This window comes from Neobacillus sp. WH10 (assembly GCF_030123405.1).
GTDB lineage: Bacteria > Bacillota > Bacilli > Bacillales > Cytobacillaceae > Neobacillus.
In genome coordinates, this window is sequence record NZ_CP126110.1 from 3284286 (window position 1) to 3301036 (window position 16751).

Sequence of the window (16751 nt, forward strand, 5' to 3'; positions counted from 1 at the left end):
CAATTTCGAATGGTCTTATTTTACCGTGAATCATGCTCCTTTATTATTGGTTAATTTGGTTGTTAATGTTATTTGCTTTCCATCACGGTACACATCAAATTTAACAGTGTCGCCTGTTTTTACTTTTGTATATAAATATTTCCTAAATTCTGCTGAATTAGAAATCTCCGTTCCATTTATCGAAACAATCACATCTTTTGGTTGGAAACCGGCGCTTGCTGCTGCAGAATTTGGATCAATGTTCAATACCAAGACACCTTTTTTCGCATTTTCAGGCATGTTTTCCCAATACATCTGTGGAACTTGGTCTAAGTCAGCAAGGCCAACTCCAAGATATGGACGGTCAATTTTACCGCTCTTAATTAATTCGTTAACGATTGGGATCACGTCATTACTTGGTATCGCAAAACCTAAACCTTCTACACCGCTCTCAGCAATTTTCAAACTATTAATCCCAATTACTTGACCTTGTGGGTTAATTAAGGCACCACCGCTGTTTCCTGGATTAATGGCTGCATCGGTCTGGATAACATTTGTCTCCCAGTTTCCCGCAGATGTCGTTACAGGAATACTGCGGTCAGTCGCACTGACAATTCCCTGAGTAACTGTTCTTGATAAATTTAGTCCGAGTGGATTTCCAATTGCATAGACTTGGTCACCAGGGCGAAGTGAGGATGAATCTCCGAAATCAGCCGTTGCTGTGACGTATTTTGCATTAATTTTCAAAACAGCCAGATCTGTTAAGGCATCAGTTCCAACGACTTCAGCAGTTGTTTTTTGACCATCATATAAGGAGATTTCCAACTTTGATGCACCTTCAACAACGTGATTATTGGTGACAATATAGGCAATGTCATTATTTTTTTGAATTATAACCCCTGAACCAGAACCGGTTTCTACAATTTGAGAATTATTTGGGTTTCCGTAAAAATTATTCTGCTGCTGTTGATAATTAACAATACCAACAATTGCTTTAGAAACCTTATCAACAGTATCAGCAATAGAGTTAGGAGACGCTGCTGTCGGCTGAGCTGTCACTGTCTTGACCCCTGAGTTGCTGCTCACTTGATTATCCGCATTAAAGTTTTTCATGTAGTCAGTATGCGGAAGAACGGCTAATGTTAATACAGAACCAATCACGCCAGCTGCAATCGTCGAAACAAATCCTCTTCCCTTCCATTTTTTCTTTTCGGACTTATTGGTCGAACGAGTTTGCTCCTTAATAGGGGGAACGACAAATTCTTCAGATTTCGCAGTTTTCACACACTCCAGATTTTCTTCAAATTCATTAGATCCCACTGTGAAGGTAGCATCTACAGCATTCACATTTTCTTCTGTCTTGCTGTAATCCGAATTATTAATTGTATTTTCTTCTGTCTTGCTGTAATCCGTATTATTAATTGTATTTTCCTCTGTCTTGCTATCATCCGTATTATTCATTACATTTTCATCTCTTTTTGTATTTTCTGTATTTTCTAGTGAATTGGGCTGATTTTGTTCGAATTCATTTTCATTTTTGAATTCCATCTTAATCGATCTCCTTTAAGTTTGTTCTTATCTTGTTTATACTTTAACCGACAATTATTAAGAAATTATTAACAAACTTTAAAGGCTTTTGGAAATATATAAGAAAAAATAAGGAAAAAGCTGCAGGTTCCCCTGCAGCTTTCATCAAATTTAATTGTTTTTTAAGCGAATTACAAATTTCGTTCCTTTTCCTTTTTCACTAAATACTTCTATCTCCCCATTATGAAGTACAACTAATTGCTTGACAATCGAGAGGCCCAGCCCAAATTGCCCGTATGGATTGCTGGTTCTAGAAAGATCGGCTTTATAAAAACGACGCCAGATTTTTTCGATCTCTTTAGCATCGATACCAATTCCCGTGTCCTCTACCTCGATAATTATCGAATTCTGCTCCGTTCGTCCACGCAGCCAAATAGTTCCGTCTGTAGTAAACTGGATACTATTCTTCGTAATATTAATTAAAATTTGGACAAGACGGTCATAATCGGCGTTTACCACTATCTCTGGTGCGACCTCTACTACAATCTGATTATTCTTCTCATCTGCTTGAATGCTTAACTGCTCCTGAATTATTTCGAGCACTTCTAAAAGTTGAATCTCTTCCTTAAATAGCTTAATTTGATTGGAGCGGATTTTTTCATAATCAAGATTCTCATTGACAAGACGAATCAGCCGTTTGGCTTCTTGGCTTACTAGGTTGATTCCCCGCTCTTTGTCTTCTTCAGGAATCATATCATTTTTCAATCCTTCAATGACTCCGCTAATGGTCGTTAACGGTGTCCGCATTTCATGGGAAACATCGGCCATAAACTGGCGCCTTCTATTTTCAAGACTCTCAATTTCCAGCATAGAGGCATTGATTTTATCAACCATATGGTTAAAATCATTCGCTAATTCCCCAATTTCATCAAAATTAGCGGAATTTACTTTTACATTATAATTTCCCTCAGAAACCTTTGATGTTGCATCGCGAAGCCGTTTAATCCGATGAAGATGAATTCTCGATAAAAACCAGCTTTGTAAAAAAGCAACACCGACAGCAATCAGGATGGTATAGAGCAAAAATTTATTTATTTGTTCTATCATTTTACTCGAGCCGCTAATCGGTGAAGTTAAGAGTATCCCGCCAAAAAACTTGCCATTTTCTATGAAGGGCAAAACAACAAATTGAACACCTTGCTCAAAACTTTTATAATCACTTTGGACAATAACTGTTTTTCCCTGTTTAAGTTTATTCCACCAATCCTTATCAGGTAGATTTTTAATTACAGGTCCATGTTTATTAACCAAATACAAGTTTCCACCTTGATCGAACATACTAAAGCTCATATCTCTAGCAGCCAAGACATTGTTGTATTGACTAATAATCTCATCTGATGCAATTGGCACCTCTTTCAAATCTGTTAAAATCGCCCTACCAAATGAAATCAGTTCCTCAGATTTATTTTCATAAATCAAATTTTCTAAATAATGAGTAAACAAGAGACTTAACAATAAAAATGCAACAATAATAACGCTAATGTGACTAAAAAACTGTTGGTAAATATACTTAAACTTCATCGGCTTTGAATGAGTCATCGAACTTATAACCTACCCCCCAAACAGTATGGAAGAATGGCTGTGAGGTGGTTTCAACCTTTTTCCGCAGCCTCTTAATGTGAACATCAACCGTTCGTTCATCACCGTAAAACTGATAACCCCAAACCCTTTCAAGTAATTGCTCTCTAGAGAACACTTGGCGGGGATGCTCTACCAAATAATAGAGTAAATCGAATTCCTTTGGTGTTAAATTTGTAACCTGTGTTTCATCAACAAATACTTCTCTTGTGATTTTATTAACCTTAAAATGGCTTGTTTTTAGAAAATTGTCTTCCTCTTTTGGTACTTGTGCCTGGATTCTTCGTGTTACAGCTTTTATTCTGGCCATTAGTGTTAGTGGACTGAATGGCTTGGTGACATAATCATCCGCCCCCATTTCAAGTCCAAGAACTTGATCAGATTCACTATCCTTAGCAGTTAACATAATAATTGGAACGGTAAACTTTTCTTCTCTAATTTTTCGGCAAATAGAGACGCCATCCATTCCAGGAAGCATCCAGTCAACAATTAGTGCATCCCATGTTCCGGTTTTGAAGCGATTATATCCTTCTAAACCATCATTAACAAATACTCCATCGATTCCCTCTTTCGCAAAAAACATTTCTATCATTGAACAAACGCCTTTATTATCTTCAATCACTAATATTTTCATCATTTGTCATCTCCTAGTGCAAGAAACTATTCTTTTCTATAGTTTATACGAATTTTTTCTTATATCAAACCCTCTGCTTCCATTCTTCCCTACTAATTAATACTTTGTTCATAGTTTATTAATAATTAAAAAAGCGGATACACTCGATAATCGGCATCTTGACTGAAGCACTTCAAGGTGTTGACGTATCGTAGGGGAGAGAACGAAGTTCACTGGGCGCAGAAATTAGACAATTCTCAAAATCAAAAATTTACATTATTAAGACAAAAGGCCTTGAACAACTTCAAGACCTTTACCTAAAAATTATTATTTCTAAAATCTGCTTCCTTTGGATGTTTAAATAAATTTAGCGAGTATTCGTGAAGAAAATCGGATTAAACTGAGGGAGTTGAACAGGATGATTCTATGACGACTTTTCCATCCCTTAATATAGGGACAATCGGGGTGATTCCTTTGGATGCAGCCACCTTCAAGTCGGCATGCTGGTTATGTTTATCTAAAAGCCTTCCAACATATGAATCAATCAGAATTTCGTAGGAATCATATTGACCGCGATAAAAATACAAGGCAGCTTTAGCAGCGTCAGTTAATTCGCATTCACCATTTTTCAACATGCAATCGATTAAATGTCCCGCACCAAAAAAATCTTCTAAACTTGTTTCTCCGGAATTACCAGAGCAAATAACCAAGATGGTCTGGTCTTCAGGGATGTTCCCTAGGGCATTGGCAACAGCCGGATTATTAAGCAGTGATGCGATATAGACCTTCTTCGCAGGAGACGATTTCCTCAGGGCAACCGTCCCATTTGTTGTCGATAAAATTAACGTTTTCCCGATGATGAACTCACTTATCAACGTTGGACTAGGATAGACAAAACCGTCAATTGGTTTTGCATCAAGCTCACCGGCAAGAACACATTCACCCGGTTGATACCTTTTTGCTAGTTCCATAGCTTCATTGCTATGTAAAACTGGAATGACTTCCTTTGCACCATCCTTTAATGCCGAAACGATTGTTGTTGTCGCCAGAAGAACATCTAAGACAACTGCATATTTTTTTCCATCTGCCATTTTCTCCTCTTGGATCTCTTCTTTCTTCATGAGAAGGTGAATCTTCGTCATTCCAATCGAGCTCCTCTTTACAGCTTTTCTTCAGCAATATTAGCTGCGTGCAGAATTAGATTTTTTACAAAGTGATTAAAGTTAGCAAACCGATGGTCATTGGTTTGCCCTTTTTTATAGCGAAAATAAATTTGCTGGCCAATGACAGCGAGCTTAAAATAAGCAAATGTTAAGTAGAAGTTGAAATTAGTAATATCCCGGCCGCTTTTTTTCGCATAAAGATTGATAAATTCATTTCTTGTGAAAAATCCTTCATATTCTGCGGTAACTGGAGCCTTCCCAAGGCCGTTAATTAAAAGCTCAGGATCATCGCTCTGATTCCAATAACTCATTGCGACACCGAGGTCTGCAAGCGGATCTCCGACGGTGGTCATCTCCCAATCAAATAATCCCACCATTTCTGTGAACTGCTTATTAAACATTGTGTTGTTTAATTTATAATCATAATGAATAATCGTCGACTCATGTTTTTTGGGTGTATGATCGATGAGCCATTTTTTCAAGGAATCAACAACAGCAATTTCATCGGTTTTCGCCCGTTCATACCGGCTGATCCAGCCATGGACCTGCCTTTCCATAAATCCCTCTGGCTTGCTAATTTCTACTAGTCCAGTCTGTTTATAGTCAATGGCATGTAATTCCACAAGTTTTTCGACCATCACTTTCGAGAGGTGCTGACAGAGTTCCTTCCTAACGTCGGCCCCTTCAGGGAAAGATGTATCAATAACTGTGCCATTTTTTCTTTCCATAAGAAAAAATGGACTGCCAACGATTGTCTGATTTTTCGAAAAAAGGAATGGCTTCGGGGCGACTGAAAAGATAGGATTTAGCTCAGTAAGAATCTTGAATTCCCTCTCCATGTCATGGGCCTTCGGTGCCACTGGCCCGAGTGGAGGACGTCTTAACACAGCCTCCCAATCCCCCATCTTTAATTGATAGGTTAAATTAGAATGGCCGGCGGAAAATTGTAAGATTTCAAGCTTATTCTCCGGCAAAGATTCTAAATTTTCTCGTAGAAACTTTTCCAAAACAATTAGATTCAATTCTTCACCCTTCCGAACTGAGATCGTATCTTTATTCATTTGACGGCACATGTTTTTCCTCCTCTCAATTTTGGAAGTTCTTACTTCTTAAAACATGTTAAGAATGAACTAAATGGTTTCTTAATTCTTCTTTTACCATTTCAGGTATTGATTCACTTTTTTGTTTTTCAAAATCAAAAAAAACCATAATCGCATTCCCCCGTGCGATTAGCTCATTCGTCTGGACAGCGATTAGATCGTGCTCTAACTGAAAGCTTTTGGTTCCAATTTTTGTAACATAAGTTTTAATGGATAATTCCTGACCGAAATACCCTTGACTAATAAAATCACATTTCGTGGAAGCCAGGATAAAATTCCAATTTTGGATATCCATTTTAAATCCTAACCACTCCATAAAACGAATACGTGCCTCCTCAAGGTAAATAAAATAACTTGTGTTGTTAATATGTCCGAGTGCATCTGTTTCACTGAAACGCACTGTAACATGTATCTCATGCATATCCCTTTCGCCTCGCTTATCAAGATTAAGTCTTTCATTTTAATACTAACCGGTTGGTATTTTTCTTGTAAATAAAAGAGAGGTTGATTATCTACAAAAATAACCCTCTCTCAATTTTTACGTCAATTTTCTTGAATCCCCTTTAAAATCATTTCGACAAAAATCTCTGCTACTTCACGATCAGTACAGATTCCGTCTGGATTAAACCATTGGTAACTCCAATTTGTTATTCCTAAAATTCCAAAAGTGATAATTGAGGCATTTAATTCAGAACGAAATTCACCATTTTCCATTCCTCCCTTGATCAATTCCTCTATGTTTAATCGAAACTGGTCACGCTTTGAATTAATGAGGACTGACCGTTCCTCATTTAAATTCTTCAATTCCCTAAAAAATATTTTAGCTGCAGGACCACGGGTTTTTATATCCGAAAGGAGCACAAAAACAATTTCAAATAGTTTTTCTTTACAGGTTTTTAATGCATCTTTAAAAATTCGCTCTTGAAGAACAAGTAATTCATCGATGTAGCCTAAATGAATATCCATTAATAATTCTTCTTTACTTGAAAAGTAATAATAAAATGTACCTTTGGTTACTCCGAGAGAGTCAACAATATCTTGAATAGATGTTTCGCTAAATCCTTTTTTTTCAAATAAGCGGATGCTATGTTCCGTTATCCTTTCCTTCATGTTCTGTCCTCACATTCTGTTAAAGGTCTGTAAAAAAAATATCACACCAACTCTTTATATACTAACCGGTTAGTATGTTACATACAATTATACTTGCAAGACTTAAATATTCATATCCCTTTCTTAAAAATTTAAATAAATCTTTTTAGCTGGTATATTTTTTTCTTCACAACTATAGTTCCAGATATATTGAGGATTTTGAAAAAAGTAGGTCAAGAAAATATTAAATCTTCTCGACCTACTTTGTTAATATCTCCTATTTGCTTTTTTTTGCTTGTTCATCACTTCATACGATTTCTCGATTATATCTGTGAGAACGTCGCCCTTATAAATTCTGCCAAGCTTTAATCCTTGTTGATAATACTCGACAATTTCATCAAGCTTCATAGAGGTTTCTTTTGTGATCCTCACATTTAATTGAATTCTGTCATTTTGATTCAATTCGGACACTTCCTCTTCTTGTATAGCACTCTGCTAGCAATTGTCTATTTTTTTGTTATCAATTACTACTATACTATAATTCCCCATTTTTTTCATCAAAAAAATAAGCCATCATCTTAATGAGGGCAAATTTTGTGAAAATCTATAGTTGACAATTAAAGAATTACTTTCTGTTCCGAAGAATTGTTAACATAGTGACTACGAAGCCAAGTCTCTAGCTGCAGTACTAATTCCGGATGAACGGTCAGACTTCCTTCAGCCGCAATATCTTTTTTCACCGTAAACATAGTTGAGGTTTGTGTCACCATTTTACATGAGTGTCCCATATTTTCGATAACACAAAAGTGGGCTTCCCCTTTTACATACTTTGGCAAATCTTTAAGTACCTCAGGATTCGCCTGAATATCGCGTGCCCCAGTAATCGCAAGGACAGGACAGGTTACTTTTGCTAAATCTTCTCTAACATTATAGCTAAAATGTTCGCGCATCCACTTTGCATTTGTTTTGACAAAATTAACCTTCATGACATCGCTGGTTGAGTTTTGCACCTTATCAATAAACTTTTGTGCTTGTTTTTCCACTTTTTTGTGTGTTCCTAATAAGCGTAGTAAAAAGCCTTGAAATCCCTTAGCATTCAAAATGTCTTGTGTTGCAATATCCCTCTGTCGCTTTAAGGCTTCACTCAATCTTTCCACCGCACCAGAAAGTAAAATTAGCCCTCCAAGATCTTCTCTTGCTGCAACAGCCGTACCAATGCTACAGCCTTCACTATGCCCCAATACTATCACTTTATCAGTATCCACTTCGGGAAGACTTTTTAAATAATGGACAGCCGCTTGGGCATCATCGACTAAATCCCATAGCCCAGTTGTTAAATAATTCCCTTCACTTTCAGCTACTCCCCGTTTATCATATCTTAGATTAATAAAGCCAATTGATGTTAGAAATTCCGCTATTTGACGGTAAAGCTTTAAATCGAGTTTTTCATTAACTTTTCCGTTGCGGTCTATTTTTCCTGACCCTGGAATGATTAGTATGGCTGGACCCTTTTCAGTCCGAAATTCTGGTATACTTAAAGTTCCCTTTAGAACTGCTTTGCTCCGAATTATTACTTCTTTCTCCAGCGATTTCATGTATAATTCCCCCTATTGATCTTTCGCTTGATTTGGAATAATAATAGTGGCTAGTGTCCTTCTTCTCCTCCCCTTTTGGGGCTTATTGAGTGTAACCTTTGTGTAGACAGCTGCCATTTCCTTGATAAACTCAGCAAACTCTTCGTCATTTAAGTACAAGGTGGTTTGCCGAAAAGATACACCGTCACCCGCTAAATCAATTTTCTCTTGATTTAAATACCTTTCGTATTCACCCATCAAATTCGCCATGAATTTAATAAATAACCCCAAATGTTCATCCTTTGACAGTTTATTTAATTCCTCCGGACCGATAACAGCCTTGTTTGGATCATGAATGGAATACACCTTTTCTACTGTTCCTCGATTCGGTATTTCATTAACAATATGAATAACCTCTGCTTCAACAAGTTTTTTGATGTGTCTGTACAAAGAAGCCTGAGGAATATCCGGAAGTATCTCTTTTAATTGGTAGGCTGTAATTTGTTGGTTAATTAAGGCCTGAATAATCCTCATCCGAACAGGATGCAGGATAACGTCAATTGTATTTTCTAAAGTCATAATAAATTTTGCTCCTGATTTTATTATTATTATTAATAATGATAATATATTATGATTTCCAATAATTGTAAAGTATCAATTGGAAGATTTTGAAAATATTTCTTTAATCAGGAAGGCACATGAAATGGTAAATTGCTACAAATATTAATAGAAGGAGGGGGACGAAGATATGATTTTACCTTGGATTTTTGGAGTAGTACTAGCGGCTCAGCAAATAAATTCTCCAGATAGTTTAATCATTACAAAAGATGGCCAGGACGTGACTTACATCAATCGAATGGATTTTTCCTTTCCATATAACGAGTTACCGATTATAGATTCGAAAAAATACCATCTATATTTAGACAAAATTGACAAACAGTACTCATTGGAGCCAGAAAATGCCAGCATAGACCAGTCTGGAAATATACAATCTGAGCGGGTTGGTTATCGAATCCATCGCCATGCCTTTACGGAACAATTCTATGCATATTTTTTTTCAGAAAGACAGGGAAAATTAGAAATTCCTATGCTTCCCGTTTACCCAAAAGTCGATAGTGAATTACTTGAGGATATTCACAGCATCAGAATAGGACGCTATGTTACCTCATTTAATTCACATAATAAAAAACGCTCGACCAATATTCAATTAGCAACAAAGGCTATTAACAATTATGTGATCTTTCCGGGAGAAACATTTTCTTTTAACAAAATTGTTGGAAAACGAACGGCTGCGAAAGGGTATTTACGTGCTCCTGTTATTGTAAGGGGGGAATTTGCTGAGGACATTGGCGGAGGAATTTGTCAGGTATCTTCCACCCTTTTTAATGCTGTCGATAATGCCGGTTTAAAGATCATCCAACGGTTTTCTCACAGCAGAAAGGTTCCCTATATCCCTCCTGGCCGGGACGCAACTGTAAGCTGGTATGGACCTGATTTTGAATTTAAGAATTTGTATAACCAACCTGTATTAATCCGAGCAAGAACACTTGGAAATTTGTTAATCATTACTCTTTATTCTTCAGACACCATTGAATATATACCACGGAAGATTCCTCCTGCCCCGTATTGAAAAAGTCCGCACGAATGCGGACTTTTTTATTTGTTATTTTTCAATGCACTTGCCAATAGCTCCTCCGAAAACTCTGTTAAGGCAGCATTGTCCATCAAATTAAGGTTTGTCTTCGGTGAAAAGTTTTTAACAGCATTTTGAAATGGAAGTTCAAAATTTTTACGCTTCCCTCTTGTTACCCCAACAACTGCAGCACTTAACCCAAGCCCTAAGAGAGACGCCCACATTGCCCCTCTATTTCTTCGTCTTGGTGCAAACAATTTGAAAAACGGTTGTCTTCTTATGCTTCTCATCATCAGCACTCCTTTTGCATGGAATGGAAGGAAATTTATCTGCCCTTCCATTTGCTTAATTTGTGCATTTTCATAAAGAATATGTTTAGGAAACCCTGCAAGCTATGTTATTTACTGGATTAATTCTGACCGTATTTATCATAAAGCTTTTCTTTTGAAAGAAATAAATAAGTAAGCCGATTTTTTTGAAAGTGTTTAAATGAGGAATTTGAAAGTAAGGAAATTGGCAACTGACCCAGCTTTTTTACATATTTATAAATGCGGTTTTCTGGAGGATAGCAATCGAACCCTAGTGACTTTATCCCTTTATTTATGGTTGTAATTCCAATAATCCCCTTAATTTTTGCCTCTTCAGGGTGACCTTTTAAATAGCTTGCCAGCACAGGCATGGAATTGAGCACTAACCTATACATCAACCTTGTTCTAATTAAATCATTTTTAATTTTTATAAATTCATTCAATAACCTAACATTGTGTAAATGAATTTTTAACAAAAGATCATTTTGGTTAATCATTGTTCCATCAGAAAGTGTGTAATTCTTCCCTCTATACTTCGTAATTCGTACTCGGAAAACGGATTGGTTGTTTTTATCATTATTAATGTAGTGCAAACGGGAACATAAATAAAATAATGGGTCAATAAGTTTCCATATCCATAAAATTGTAAGACGTAAACTCAATTCCTAACACTCCCTTCAAAGCATTCACCCATAGGATGATATACAATTCCCATTTTAATTATGGTAATGTAAGGATATGAAATAATTCATAAAAAAGCCGGATTTTAGCCCAGCTTTTCAAAATTTAGTTTACATAATAAAATTATCATCTCTGAACTGATCTAAGGTACAGAAAAAAGAACCCCTCTTCACTATTTATCATACTATGCAAAAACGATAATGAGGTGGTGTCTATGGGGGGCTTAACTTATTTTGATTTCCTGGCGAAGTTTGGTGTTGGCGGGGCCCATCCGGGTGGAATCCAATTAACGCAAAACATTCTTTCAAGTGAAGATATTACTGAAAACTCATACGTTTTAGATGCAGGCTGTGGAACTGGACAGACTGCGGCATATTTGTCCCAGCAATATAAGGCAAAAGTATTTGGATTGGAAATCAATCCAATTATGCTGGAAAAGGCATATAGCCGCTTTCAGACACTTCAACTTCCCGTTCAATCAATTCATGGGTCAATTGAAGAAATACCATTCGAAGAACATACCTTTGATTATGTATTATCAGAGTCTGTTTTGGCTTTTGTTGATAAAGCTAAGGCGCTAAAGGAATGTTATCGAGTGTTAAAAAAAGACGGCAGATTAATCGCCAATGAAATGACAATAAACAAGAGGCTTAGTCAAAAAGAAGAAACTGAAATAAAGAATTTTTACGCAGTTGATTCCTTATTATTTGAGGGAGACTGGTATCAGTTATTACAAGAGGCCGGTTTTAGAAATATTGAATTAAAAGCGCAAATACATGCCCTTAGCCATGGTAATCATGCACCGGAATTTAATTTTTCCAAAAATTTCGAACCTGAGCTTTTTCAAATTTTGAATGAGCATGGAAATATTGTCATAAAGTATCATGATATTTTAAGTTATCGAATTTTTACTTGTACAAAATGAAGGAACGACCCCTTTTTTTAAAAAATGGGGCTTTTTTAACGTAGAAAAGAATCCATACAGAAAATTGAGTAAGTACATATATACTTGCTCAATTTTCATTTCGAGGTTAATTACATAAAACTGAAACCGCAAAAATTTAAATTTTCTAATGTGTATATTTATAACATCAGGTCAAAAAATAATGGTGTGAAAGGATGATGGAGACATGGATAAGACTTTGGGATATTTAAGAGAAACATTATCAAATTATACGGATGAACATTCAGAGGGAAGGCATCTTTACAAGAAGTTAGTAGAAGGGGCTTATACATCAGAAGGCTCCTTTGTTCGGGATTTAAACCAAAAGGAAATAAATTTTTTAAATCACATACTGCCAAAGGAAATTAACTATGCGAAAGAGGAACAAGATGAAAAAAGAGCATATGAACTAAATGAAGTTTATGAGCTATTATTTTAATAGGCGAAAAAGATGACAGAATTATCCGTCATCTTTTTCGGAAATATCTTATTTTTGCAAAACTATTTCCTAGGTAAGCGCAAAGTACGACAAAACACGATTCAAATAAATGGTATCTTTCCCAAAAAACCGACATAAACTGTGTAAAATCAACATTCCTTTTTGCAAAATTCTTCTCAAATCTGCCCCATACTGACAAATCGGTAATTTTCGTCTTTATTTTTATATTCCTAATGAATATCTCTTTTCTTAAATCGTCCACCACGAACTTCAGCAATATCCGCCACTGCTAAAAAGGCACTGTCATCATTTTCGGTAACGATTTCCTTTAATTTCGCTTCTTCAAGACGATTGATGACGCAAAAAATAACTTTTTTATCATCACCTGAATAGGCTCCCTCTCCATTGATGTAAGTAACCCCACGACCTAAGCGGTTTATTATGGCATCGCCAATTTGTCTGGCATTGTCACTAATAATCCACACAGATTTGGATTCATCAAGCCCAGTTATGGTGATATCAATCGTTTTGTAAGCAACAAAATAAGCAATCAACGAATACATCGCCCGATCCCATGAAAATACAAAACCGGCACTGCCAAGGATGAAAAGATTAAAAAACATAATAATTTCCCCGACGGAAAAAGGAAGTTTATTATTAAAGAGAATAGCAAGTATTTCGGTCCCATCTAGTGAACCTCCGTACCGTATGACCAAACCAACACCAATACCAAGTACTATTCCCCCAAAAACAGTCGCAAGAAGAATATCTTGAGTAAATGCTGGAACCGGATGAAGTAAAGTCGTCCCAATCGAAAGTATAATGATGCCATAAAGAGTGGAGAATGCGAAGGTTTTTCCAATTTGTTTGTAGCCAAGAAAGATAAAAGGAATATTAAAAATAAAAAGGAAAATCCCCAGTTTCCATCCTGTCAAATAGGAAAGCATGATGGAAATACCGGTAATCCCGCCGTCAATAACATTATTAGGAACAAGAAAGATTTCAAGTCCGACGGACATTAAGATTGCACCAATTGTGATTAACAATATTCGTTGTATGAGTTTTCTTTTAGTCAATTTTCGGTGCTGAATTTTTGCCATAATTGCTTCCTGCTGTTCGATTAAACTAATTTCCTGAGTTCCTGTCATTATCTTGCCCCTTTCAAAAATAACATTCTATATTTATTATAACGAAATTTAACTGCTTTTTATATTTTAATGCCTCTGTTTTTGAAGTGCTTCTTAAAACAAGAAAACTGCCTATTTTTTGAAGGCAGCTTTATTTTTTATTAACTTGGATCAACCTCATCAAGGGAAAGTGTTGTCACACTTGTATATTCTCCTGTTTCTATCTCATTATCAGTTGCACTTTGATCTAATTCTTCCTGGTCATCCACTCCTGAAGCTAGTGTTGGTTCTTTTTTCTTTAACATTTTAGTCAACTCCTTTTCGAAAGTATTTTTTCTTTAAAACTATGTAAATATACCGATTTTAATATACATTCTTAAACCAGAAAAGTGTTGTTTGGCTAGAATAATAAAAAGAAGCTACCTCAATTTTGAAGTAACTCCTTAATTATTATTAACATCTTAGGGGACCCAACCATGACATCTGTCCATTTGCTTTCAAATTTTTATTCCCTCTTATAAATGTTCCATCTAAAAGGAAACTTTGAAAGCTCAGCCGATGTGTGTTTGTTCCGTTGAAGGAATTAATTCACATGTTTAATGGAATTCAAACTCCTAAAAGAAACAAATTTTCAGATTGACACCGTTTAAGACTCTTTATTCCCTCATTTGGATGATCAGCTTCTTGGCAATGCACCTTTTTGATAAGGTTTCGGTTTGAGTACATCTATAATCAGATGTATTAACCTATAAATCCTAAACTTTATCCTTTGATATGGACTCTATAAAAATCATAGATACCAATTATGAAAGGATTTTGTTTTAGATTTAAGCCTTTGCAAATTAAATTTGCATCGCTCCGGCTTCCAAATATTTATTAGGAATAACCTTACAACTACTCGTTCACTAACGGAACGAACACGTATGGTTGAGTCTCCTAAGATGTTATCCATGTATTATCCTTTACATCTTTAGTATATCACGGAATTTTTGGAATTAACCAAAAGTTCGTGACGAAATTGTGAACTTTTGGAGAATTTTTGTTATAAATAAGGAGTAAGATCTTCCTTCACAAGAGGAAGACCTACCATTTAATCCATAATTGGATTTTTGAAATTATCTTTGACAGGAATTTTATACTCTTTAATTTTTTCTTCAATCCTAAATTTATGCTCAGAGAGTTTATCATTAAATGGAAGCGTAATTTTCTTACCATCTGCCATCTCAAACTTATATTGGAATAATCCAGTGGTACCCTGATGATTTTTATAAACAATATGTATCCTAGCCATTTCATTCCATTGATACTCTTTTTCCTCTAAGCTAGTCAAACCATTATAATGAATACCATCATCGTCCATATAATAATAATTAGTCAGGCTAAAAATAAATGCTGGAATACTTGCGAAAACTAAAAAAACTGTGATCCATTTTAATTTTTTGCCTTCCCATTTCTGTCTAAAGATGAGATAAATGGTCAGTATGACAGCAATAAATACCATTCCAACCATAAAAGTGATATAGGCAGAAAATGGAGTTGAAAAGAACCAATAAGAACGGGAAAAATAGACCATGCTCTGATATGATGCAACAATGACAAATGGTACGAAAAAGCTGCTTATAAATAAAATGATTGTATAAGCAACTAACTTAGCTGAATTTTCTTCTTCTGTCGCTTTCCTTCTTAATAAAAGCAAAAATGTTCCCCCCTGCATACTAGAGAAGTAGAGCTTACGTTTAAAACCTTTCCTTCCCTACTCTTTATTCTATTACCTTCTTTTATTTTACCTGATAATTACCAATTACCGTAAATATTTGACGAAATTTTCTTAATAAAGTTTCAATTACAAATAGAATCATAAAAAACCAACCTTATAAAAGATTGGTTTTTTATAATTATTTTGATCCTGGGGCAGGCTGATCAACCCCTTTTACAATGTGACTATGACCATTATCTTCCGTTGTTTGGAAGTCATAATAATGGACATGCATTCCGTTCCCTACAGGGATTGCAGGACCTGAATAGGCACGATAGTGGTGTGTGTGTCCATCCTCAAAAAGAACATATCCTTCAGTATAATGAATATGTCCCCCATCTTGAGTTGGTATAGGTGGTGATGTTACATCTAAACATTGATGCACATGTCCTGAACTAACCCCGGTATAATCAACAGATCCATGATTATGATGTGGAACAAATCCATGGACAAAATCATCTTTTCCTGTATTTCTAATAATAATCACCCCCATTTTAAAAATTTTGATGTTACAACTATATGCATTGGTGTTAAAAAAAAGTAACAAATAATAGATTCAACTGTTTTTCTAGATGATTGGAAAAAGTTTCAGATTAATTCGTTAGAAATCCATACATAAGTAAAATGTTAATCCACATACTATTTTTGTAATTTCAATTTTAAAAACGAAAGAAGGATTATTGATGACTGTAGGAACACAGGTAAAACAAGCTTTAGCAGGTTTAAAAAGTGCTCAGGCAAGTTTTGAAACCTTTGCATTAGCTACCGATAACCAAAATGCAAAACAACTATATCAACAAGCTGCTCAGCAAACACAATCAGTTCTTGACAGCCTTGAACCACGCCTTCAAGAAATCATTTCTGAAGAACCGCAATACAATCAATAAACCCGAAATAGGTTGGCGATTTTAGCCAACCCCTTTTTCATTTTTAGAATTTCCTAAGAAAGGAAGTTACTATTATGACAATCGCTTCAAACGTCAAACAATGTCTTGCGACCCTAAATGGAATAGAAGCCCAATTGTCTTCCTTAGCATTAAATTCACTTGATGAGGAAGCAAAAATTATATTCCATGAAACGAGTTTACTCATTGGGGATGTAAAAAAAGACTTACAATATCGGGTTTTAGAACTTGAACGAAATGAACCACAATACAAAGGTTCATAATTCTTTGAGGTGA

Annotated in this window: 21 protein-coding genes; 5 read left to right on the forward strand and 16 right to left on the reverse strand. The window is 35.6% G+C overall.

Annotated elements, in window-relative coordinates:
- Nucleotides 1-30 precede the first annotated feature (30 nt).
- The 10 genes from QNH20_RS15565 to QNH20_RS15610 form a co-directional block, all read right to left on the reverse strand.
- Entirely contained in the window at nt 31-1527 is a 1497-nt protein-coding gene (locus QNH20_RS15565) for a S1C family serine protease (protein ID WP_283918901.1), read from the reverse strand.
- 150 nt (nt 1528-1677) lie between these two features.
- A complete protein-coding gene (locus tag QNH20_RS15570; protein WP_283918902.1) occupies nt 1678-3105 on the reverse strand; it encodes a sensor histidine kinase in 1428 nt (475 codons plus the stop codon).
- Nucleotides 3077-3778 (reverse strand): response regulator transcription factor, encoded by a 702-nt coding sequence (locus tag QNH20_RS15575; protein WP_283923423.1) that lies wholly within the window; start codon nt 3776-3778, stop codon nt 3077-3079. Before QNH20_RS15575 ends, QNH20_RS15570 begins: the two co-directional genes overlap by 29 nt.
- A 374-nt stretch (nt 3779-4152) precedes the next feature.
- Entirely contained in the window at nt 4153-4899 is a 747-nt protein-coding gene (locus QNH20_RS15580; protein ID WP_283918903.1) for a 2-phosphosulfolactate phosphatase, read from the reverse strand.
- A gap of 17 nt (nt 4900-4916) precedes the next feature.
- Nucleotides 4917-5993, reverse strand: coding sequence for a phosphotransferase family protein (locus tag QNH20_RS15585; RefSeq protein ID WP_283918904.1), 1077 nt, complete (start codon nt 5991-5993; stop codon nt 4917-4919).
- A gap of 46 nt (nt 5994-6039) precedes the next feature.
- Complete coding sequence (locus QNH20_RS15590) at nt 6040-6441, reverse strand: acyl-CoA thioesterase (RefSeq protein WP_283918905.1); 402 nt, start codon at nt 6439-6441, stop codon at nt 6040-6042.
- A 122-nt stretch (nt 6442-6563) separates the two neighbouring features.
- Nucleotides 6564-7130, reverse strand: coding sequence for a TetR/AcrR family transcriptional regulator (locus QNH20_RS15595; RefSeq protein WP_283918906.1), 567 nt, complete (start codon nt 7128-7130; stop codon nt 6564-6566).
- A gap of 246 nt (nt 7131-7376) precedes the next feature.
- Entirely contained in the window at nt 7377-7571 is a 195-nt protein-coding gene (locus QNH20_RS15600) for a hypothetical protein (RefSeq protein ID WP_283918907.1), read from the reverse strand.
- Between the two features lie 155 nt (nt 7572-7726).
- Nucleotides 7727-8704: an alpha/beta hydrolase gene (locus QNH20_RS15605; protein ID WP_283918908.1), complete on the reverse strand. Its 978-nt coding sequence runs from the start codon at nt 8702-8704 to the stop codon at nt 7727-7729.
- 12 nt (nt 8705-8716) lie between these two features.
- Complete coding sequence (locus QNH20_RS15610) at nt 8717-9262, reverse strand: helix-turn-helix domain-containing protein (RefSeq protein ID WP_283918909.1); 546 nt, start codon at nt 9260-9262, stop codon at nt 8717-8719.
- Nucleotides 9263-9431: 169 nt separating this feature from the next.
- On the opposite strand from QNH20_RS15610, the gene QNH20_RS15615 reads away from it, so the two are divergent.
- Entirely contained in the window at nt 9432-10313 is an 882-nt protein-coding gene (locus QNH20_RS15615; RefSeq protein ID WP_283918910.1) for a VanW family protein, read from the forward strand.
- 26 nt (nt 10314-10339) lie between these two features.
- On the opposite strand, the gene QNH20_RS15620 is transcribed toward QNH20_RS15615, so the two are convergent.
- Both QNH20_RS15620 and QNH20_RS15625 read right to left on the reverse strand, forming a co-directional pair.
- On the reverse strand, nt 10340-10609 hold the full coding sequence (locus QNH20_RS15620; protein ID WP_283918911.1) for a hypothetical protein: 270 nt from the start codon (nt 10607-10609) through the stop codon (nt 10340-10342).
- 116 nt (nt 10610-10725) lie between these two features.
- Complete coding sequence (locus tag QNH20_RS15625) at nt 10726-11286, reverse strand: YkoP family protein (protein ID WP_283918912.1); 561 nt, start codon at nt 11284-11286, stop codon at nt 10726-10728.
- A 233-nt stretch (nt 11287-11519) separates the two neighbouring features.
- Here QNH20_RS15625 and QNH20_RS15630 point away from each other — a divergent pair, with 233 nt between their 5' ends.
- On the forward strand, nt 11520-12230 hold the full coding sequence (locus QNH20_RS15630) for a class I SAM-dependent methyltransferase (RefSeq protein WP_283918913.1): 711 nt from the start codon (nt 11520-11522) through the stop codon (nt 12228-12230).
- Nucleotides 12231-12435: 205 nt separating this feature from the next.
- A complete protein-coding gene (locus QNH20_RS15635; RefSeq protein WP_283918914.1) occupies nt 12436-12687 on the forward strand; it encodes a sigma-G-dependent sporulation-specific acid-soluble spore protein CsgA in 252 nt (83 codons plus the stop codon).
- A gap of 230 nt (nt 12688-12917) precedes the next feature.
- On the opposite strand, the gene QNH20_RS15640 is transcribed toward QNH20_RS15635, so the two are convergent.
- From QNH20_RS15640 to QNH20_RS15655, 4 genes are all read right to left on the reverse strand, one after another.
- Complete coding sequence (locus QNH20_RS15640; protein ID WP_283918915.1) at nt 12918-13835, reverse strand: YitT family protein; 918 nt, start codon at nt 13833-13835, stop codon at nt 12918-12920.
- A gap of 140 nt (nt 13836-13975) precedes the next feature.
- Nucleotides 13976-14119 (reverse strand): hypothetical protein, encoded by a 144-nt coding sequence (locus QNH20_RS15645; RefSeq protein WP_283918916.1) that lies wholly within the window; start codon nt 14117-14119, stop codon nt 13976-13978.
- 785 nt (nt 14120-14904) lie between these two features.
- Entirely contained in the window at nt 14905-15510 is a 606-nt protein-coding gene (locus tag QNH20_RS15650) for a hypothetical protein (RefSeq protein ID WP_283918917.1), read from the reverse strand.
- A 199-nt stretch (nt 15511-15709) separates the two neighbouring features.
- A complete protein-coding gene (locus tag QNH20_RS15655) occupies nt 15710-16048 on the reverse strand; it encodes a YmaF family protein (protein WP_283923424.1) in 339 nt (112 codons plus the stop codon).
- A 205-nt stretch (nt 16049-16253) separates the two neighbouring features.
- On the opposite strand from QNH20_RS15655, the gene QNH20_RS15660 reads away from it, so the two are divergent.
- Both QNH20_RS15660 and QNH20_RS15665 read left to right on the forward strand, forming a co-directional pair.
- The gene (locus QNH20_RS15660) at nt 16254-16457 is read left to right on the forward strand and encodes a DUF1657 domain-containing protein (RefSeq protein WP_218348721.1); all 204 of its coding nucleotides are present in this window, start codon (nt 16254-16256) and stop codon (nt 16455-16457) included.
- Between the two features lie 74 nt (nt 16458-16531).
- Nucleotides 16532-16738, forward strand: a complete 207-nt coding sequence (locus QNH20_RS15665; protein WP_283918918.1) for a DUF1657 domain-containing protein — start codon at nt 16532-16534, stop codon at nt 16736-16738.
- Nucleotides 16739-16751: the final 13 nt, after the last annotated feature.

Coding starts and splice junctions, on each gene's coding strand:
- QNH20_RS15565 (WP_283918901.1), bottom strand. CDS start 1,527: ATGGAATTCAAAAATGAAAATGAATTCGAACAAAATCAGCCCAATTCA.
- QNH20_RS15570 (WP_283918902.1), bottom strand. CDS start 3,105: ATGACTCATTCAAAGCCGATGAAGTTTAAGTATATTTACCAACAGTTT.
- QNH20_RS15575 (WP_283923423.1), bottom strand. CDS start 3,778: ATGAAAATATTAGTGATTGAAGATAATAAAGGCGTTTGTTCAATGATA.
- QNH20_RS15580 (WP_283918903.1), bottom strand. CDS start 4,899: ATGACGAAGATTCACCTTCTCATGAAGAAAGAAGAGATCCAAGAGGAG.
- QNH20_RS15585 (WP_283918904.1), bottom strand. CDS start 5,993: ATGTGCCGTCAAATGAATAAAGATACGATCTCAGTTCGGAAGGGTGAA.
- QNH20_RS15590 (WP_283918905.1), bottom strand. CDS start 6,441: ATGCATGAGATACATGTTACAGTGCGTTTCAGTGAAACAGATGCACTC.
- QNH20_RS15595 (WP_283918906.1), bottom strand. CDS start 7,130: ATGAAGGAAAGGATAACGGAACATAGCATCCGCTTATTTGAAAAAAAA.
- QNH20_RS15605 (WP_283918908.1), bottom strand. CDS start 8,704: ATGAAATCGCTGGAGAAAGAAGTAATAATTCGGAGCAAAGCAGTTCTA.
- QNH20_RS15610 (WP_283918909.1), bottom strand. CDS start 9,262: ATGACTTTAGAAAATACAATTGACGTTATCCTGCATCCTGTTCGGATG.
- QNH20_RS15615 (WP_283918910.1), top strand. CDS start 9,432: ATGATTTTACCTTGGATTTTTGGAGTAGTACTAGCGGCTCAGCAAATA.
- QNH20_RS15620 (WP_283918911.1), bottom strand. CDS start 10,609: ATGATGAGAAGCATAAGAAGACAACCGTTTTTCAAATTGTTTGCACCA.
- QNH20_RS15630 (WP_283918913.1), top strand. CDS start 11,520: ATGGGGGGCTTAACTTATTTTGATTTCCTGGCGAAGTTTGGTGTTGGC.
- QNH20_RS15635 (WP_283918914.1), top strand. CDS start 12,436: ATGGATAAGACTTTGGGATATTTAAGAGAAACATTATCAAATTATACG.
- QNH20_RS15640 (WP_283918915.1), bottom strand. CDS start 13,835: ATGACAGGAACTCAGGAAATTAGTTTAATCGAACAGCAGGAAGCAATT.
- QNH20_RS15645 (WP_283918916.1), bottom strand. CDS start 14,119: ATGTTAAAGAAAAAAGAACCAACACTAGCTTCAGGAGTGGATGACCAG.
- QNH20_RS15660 (WP_218348721.1), top strand. CDS start 16,254: ATGACTGTAGGAACACAGGTAAAACAAGCTTTAGCAGGTTTAAAAAGT.
- QNH20_RS15665 (WP_283918918.1), top strand. CDS start 16,532: ATGACAATCGCTTCAAACGTCAAACAATGTCTTGCGACCCTAAATGGA.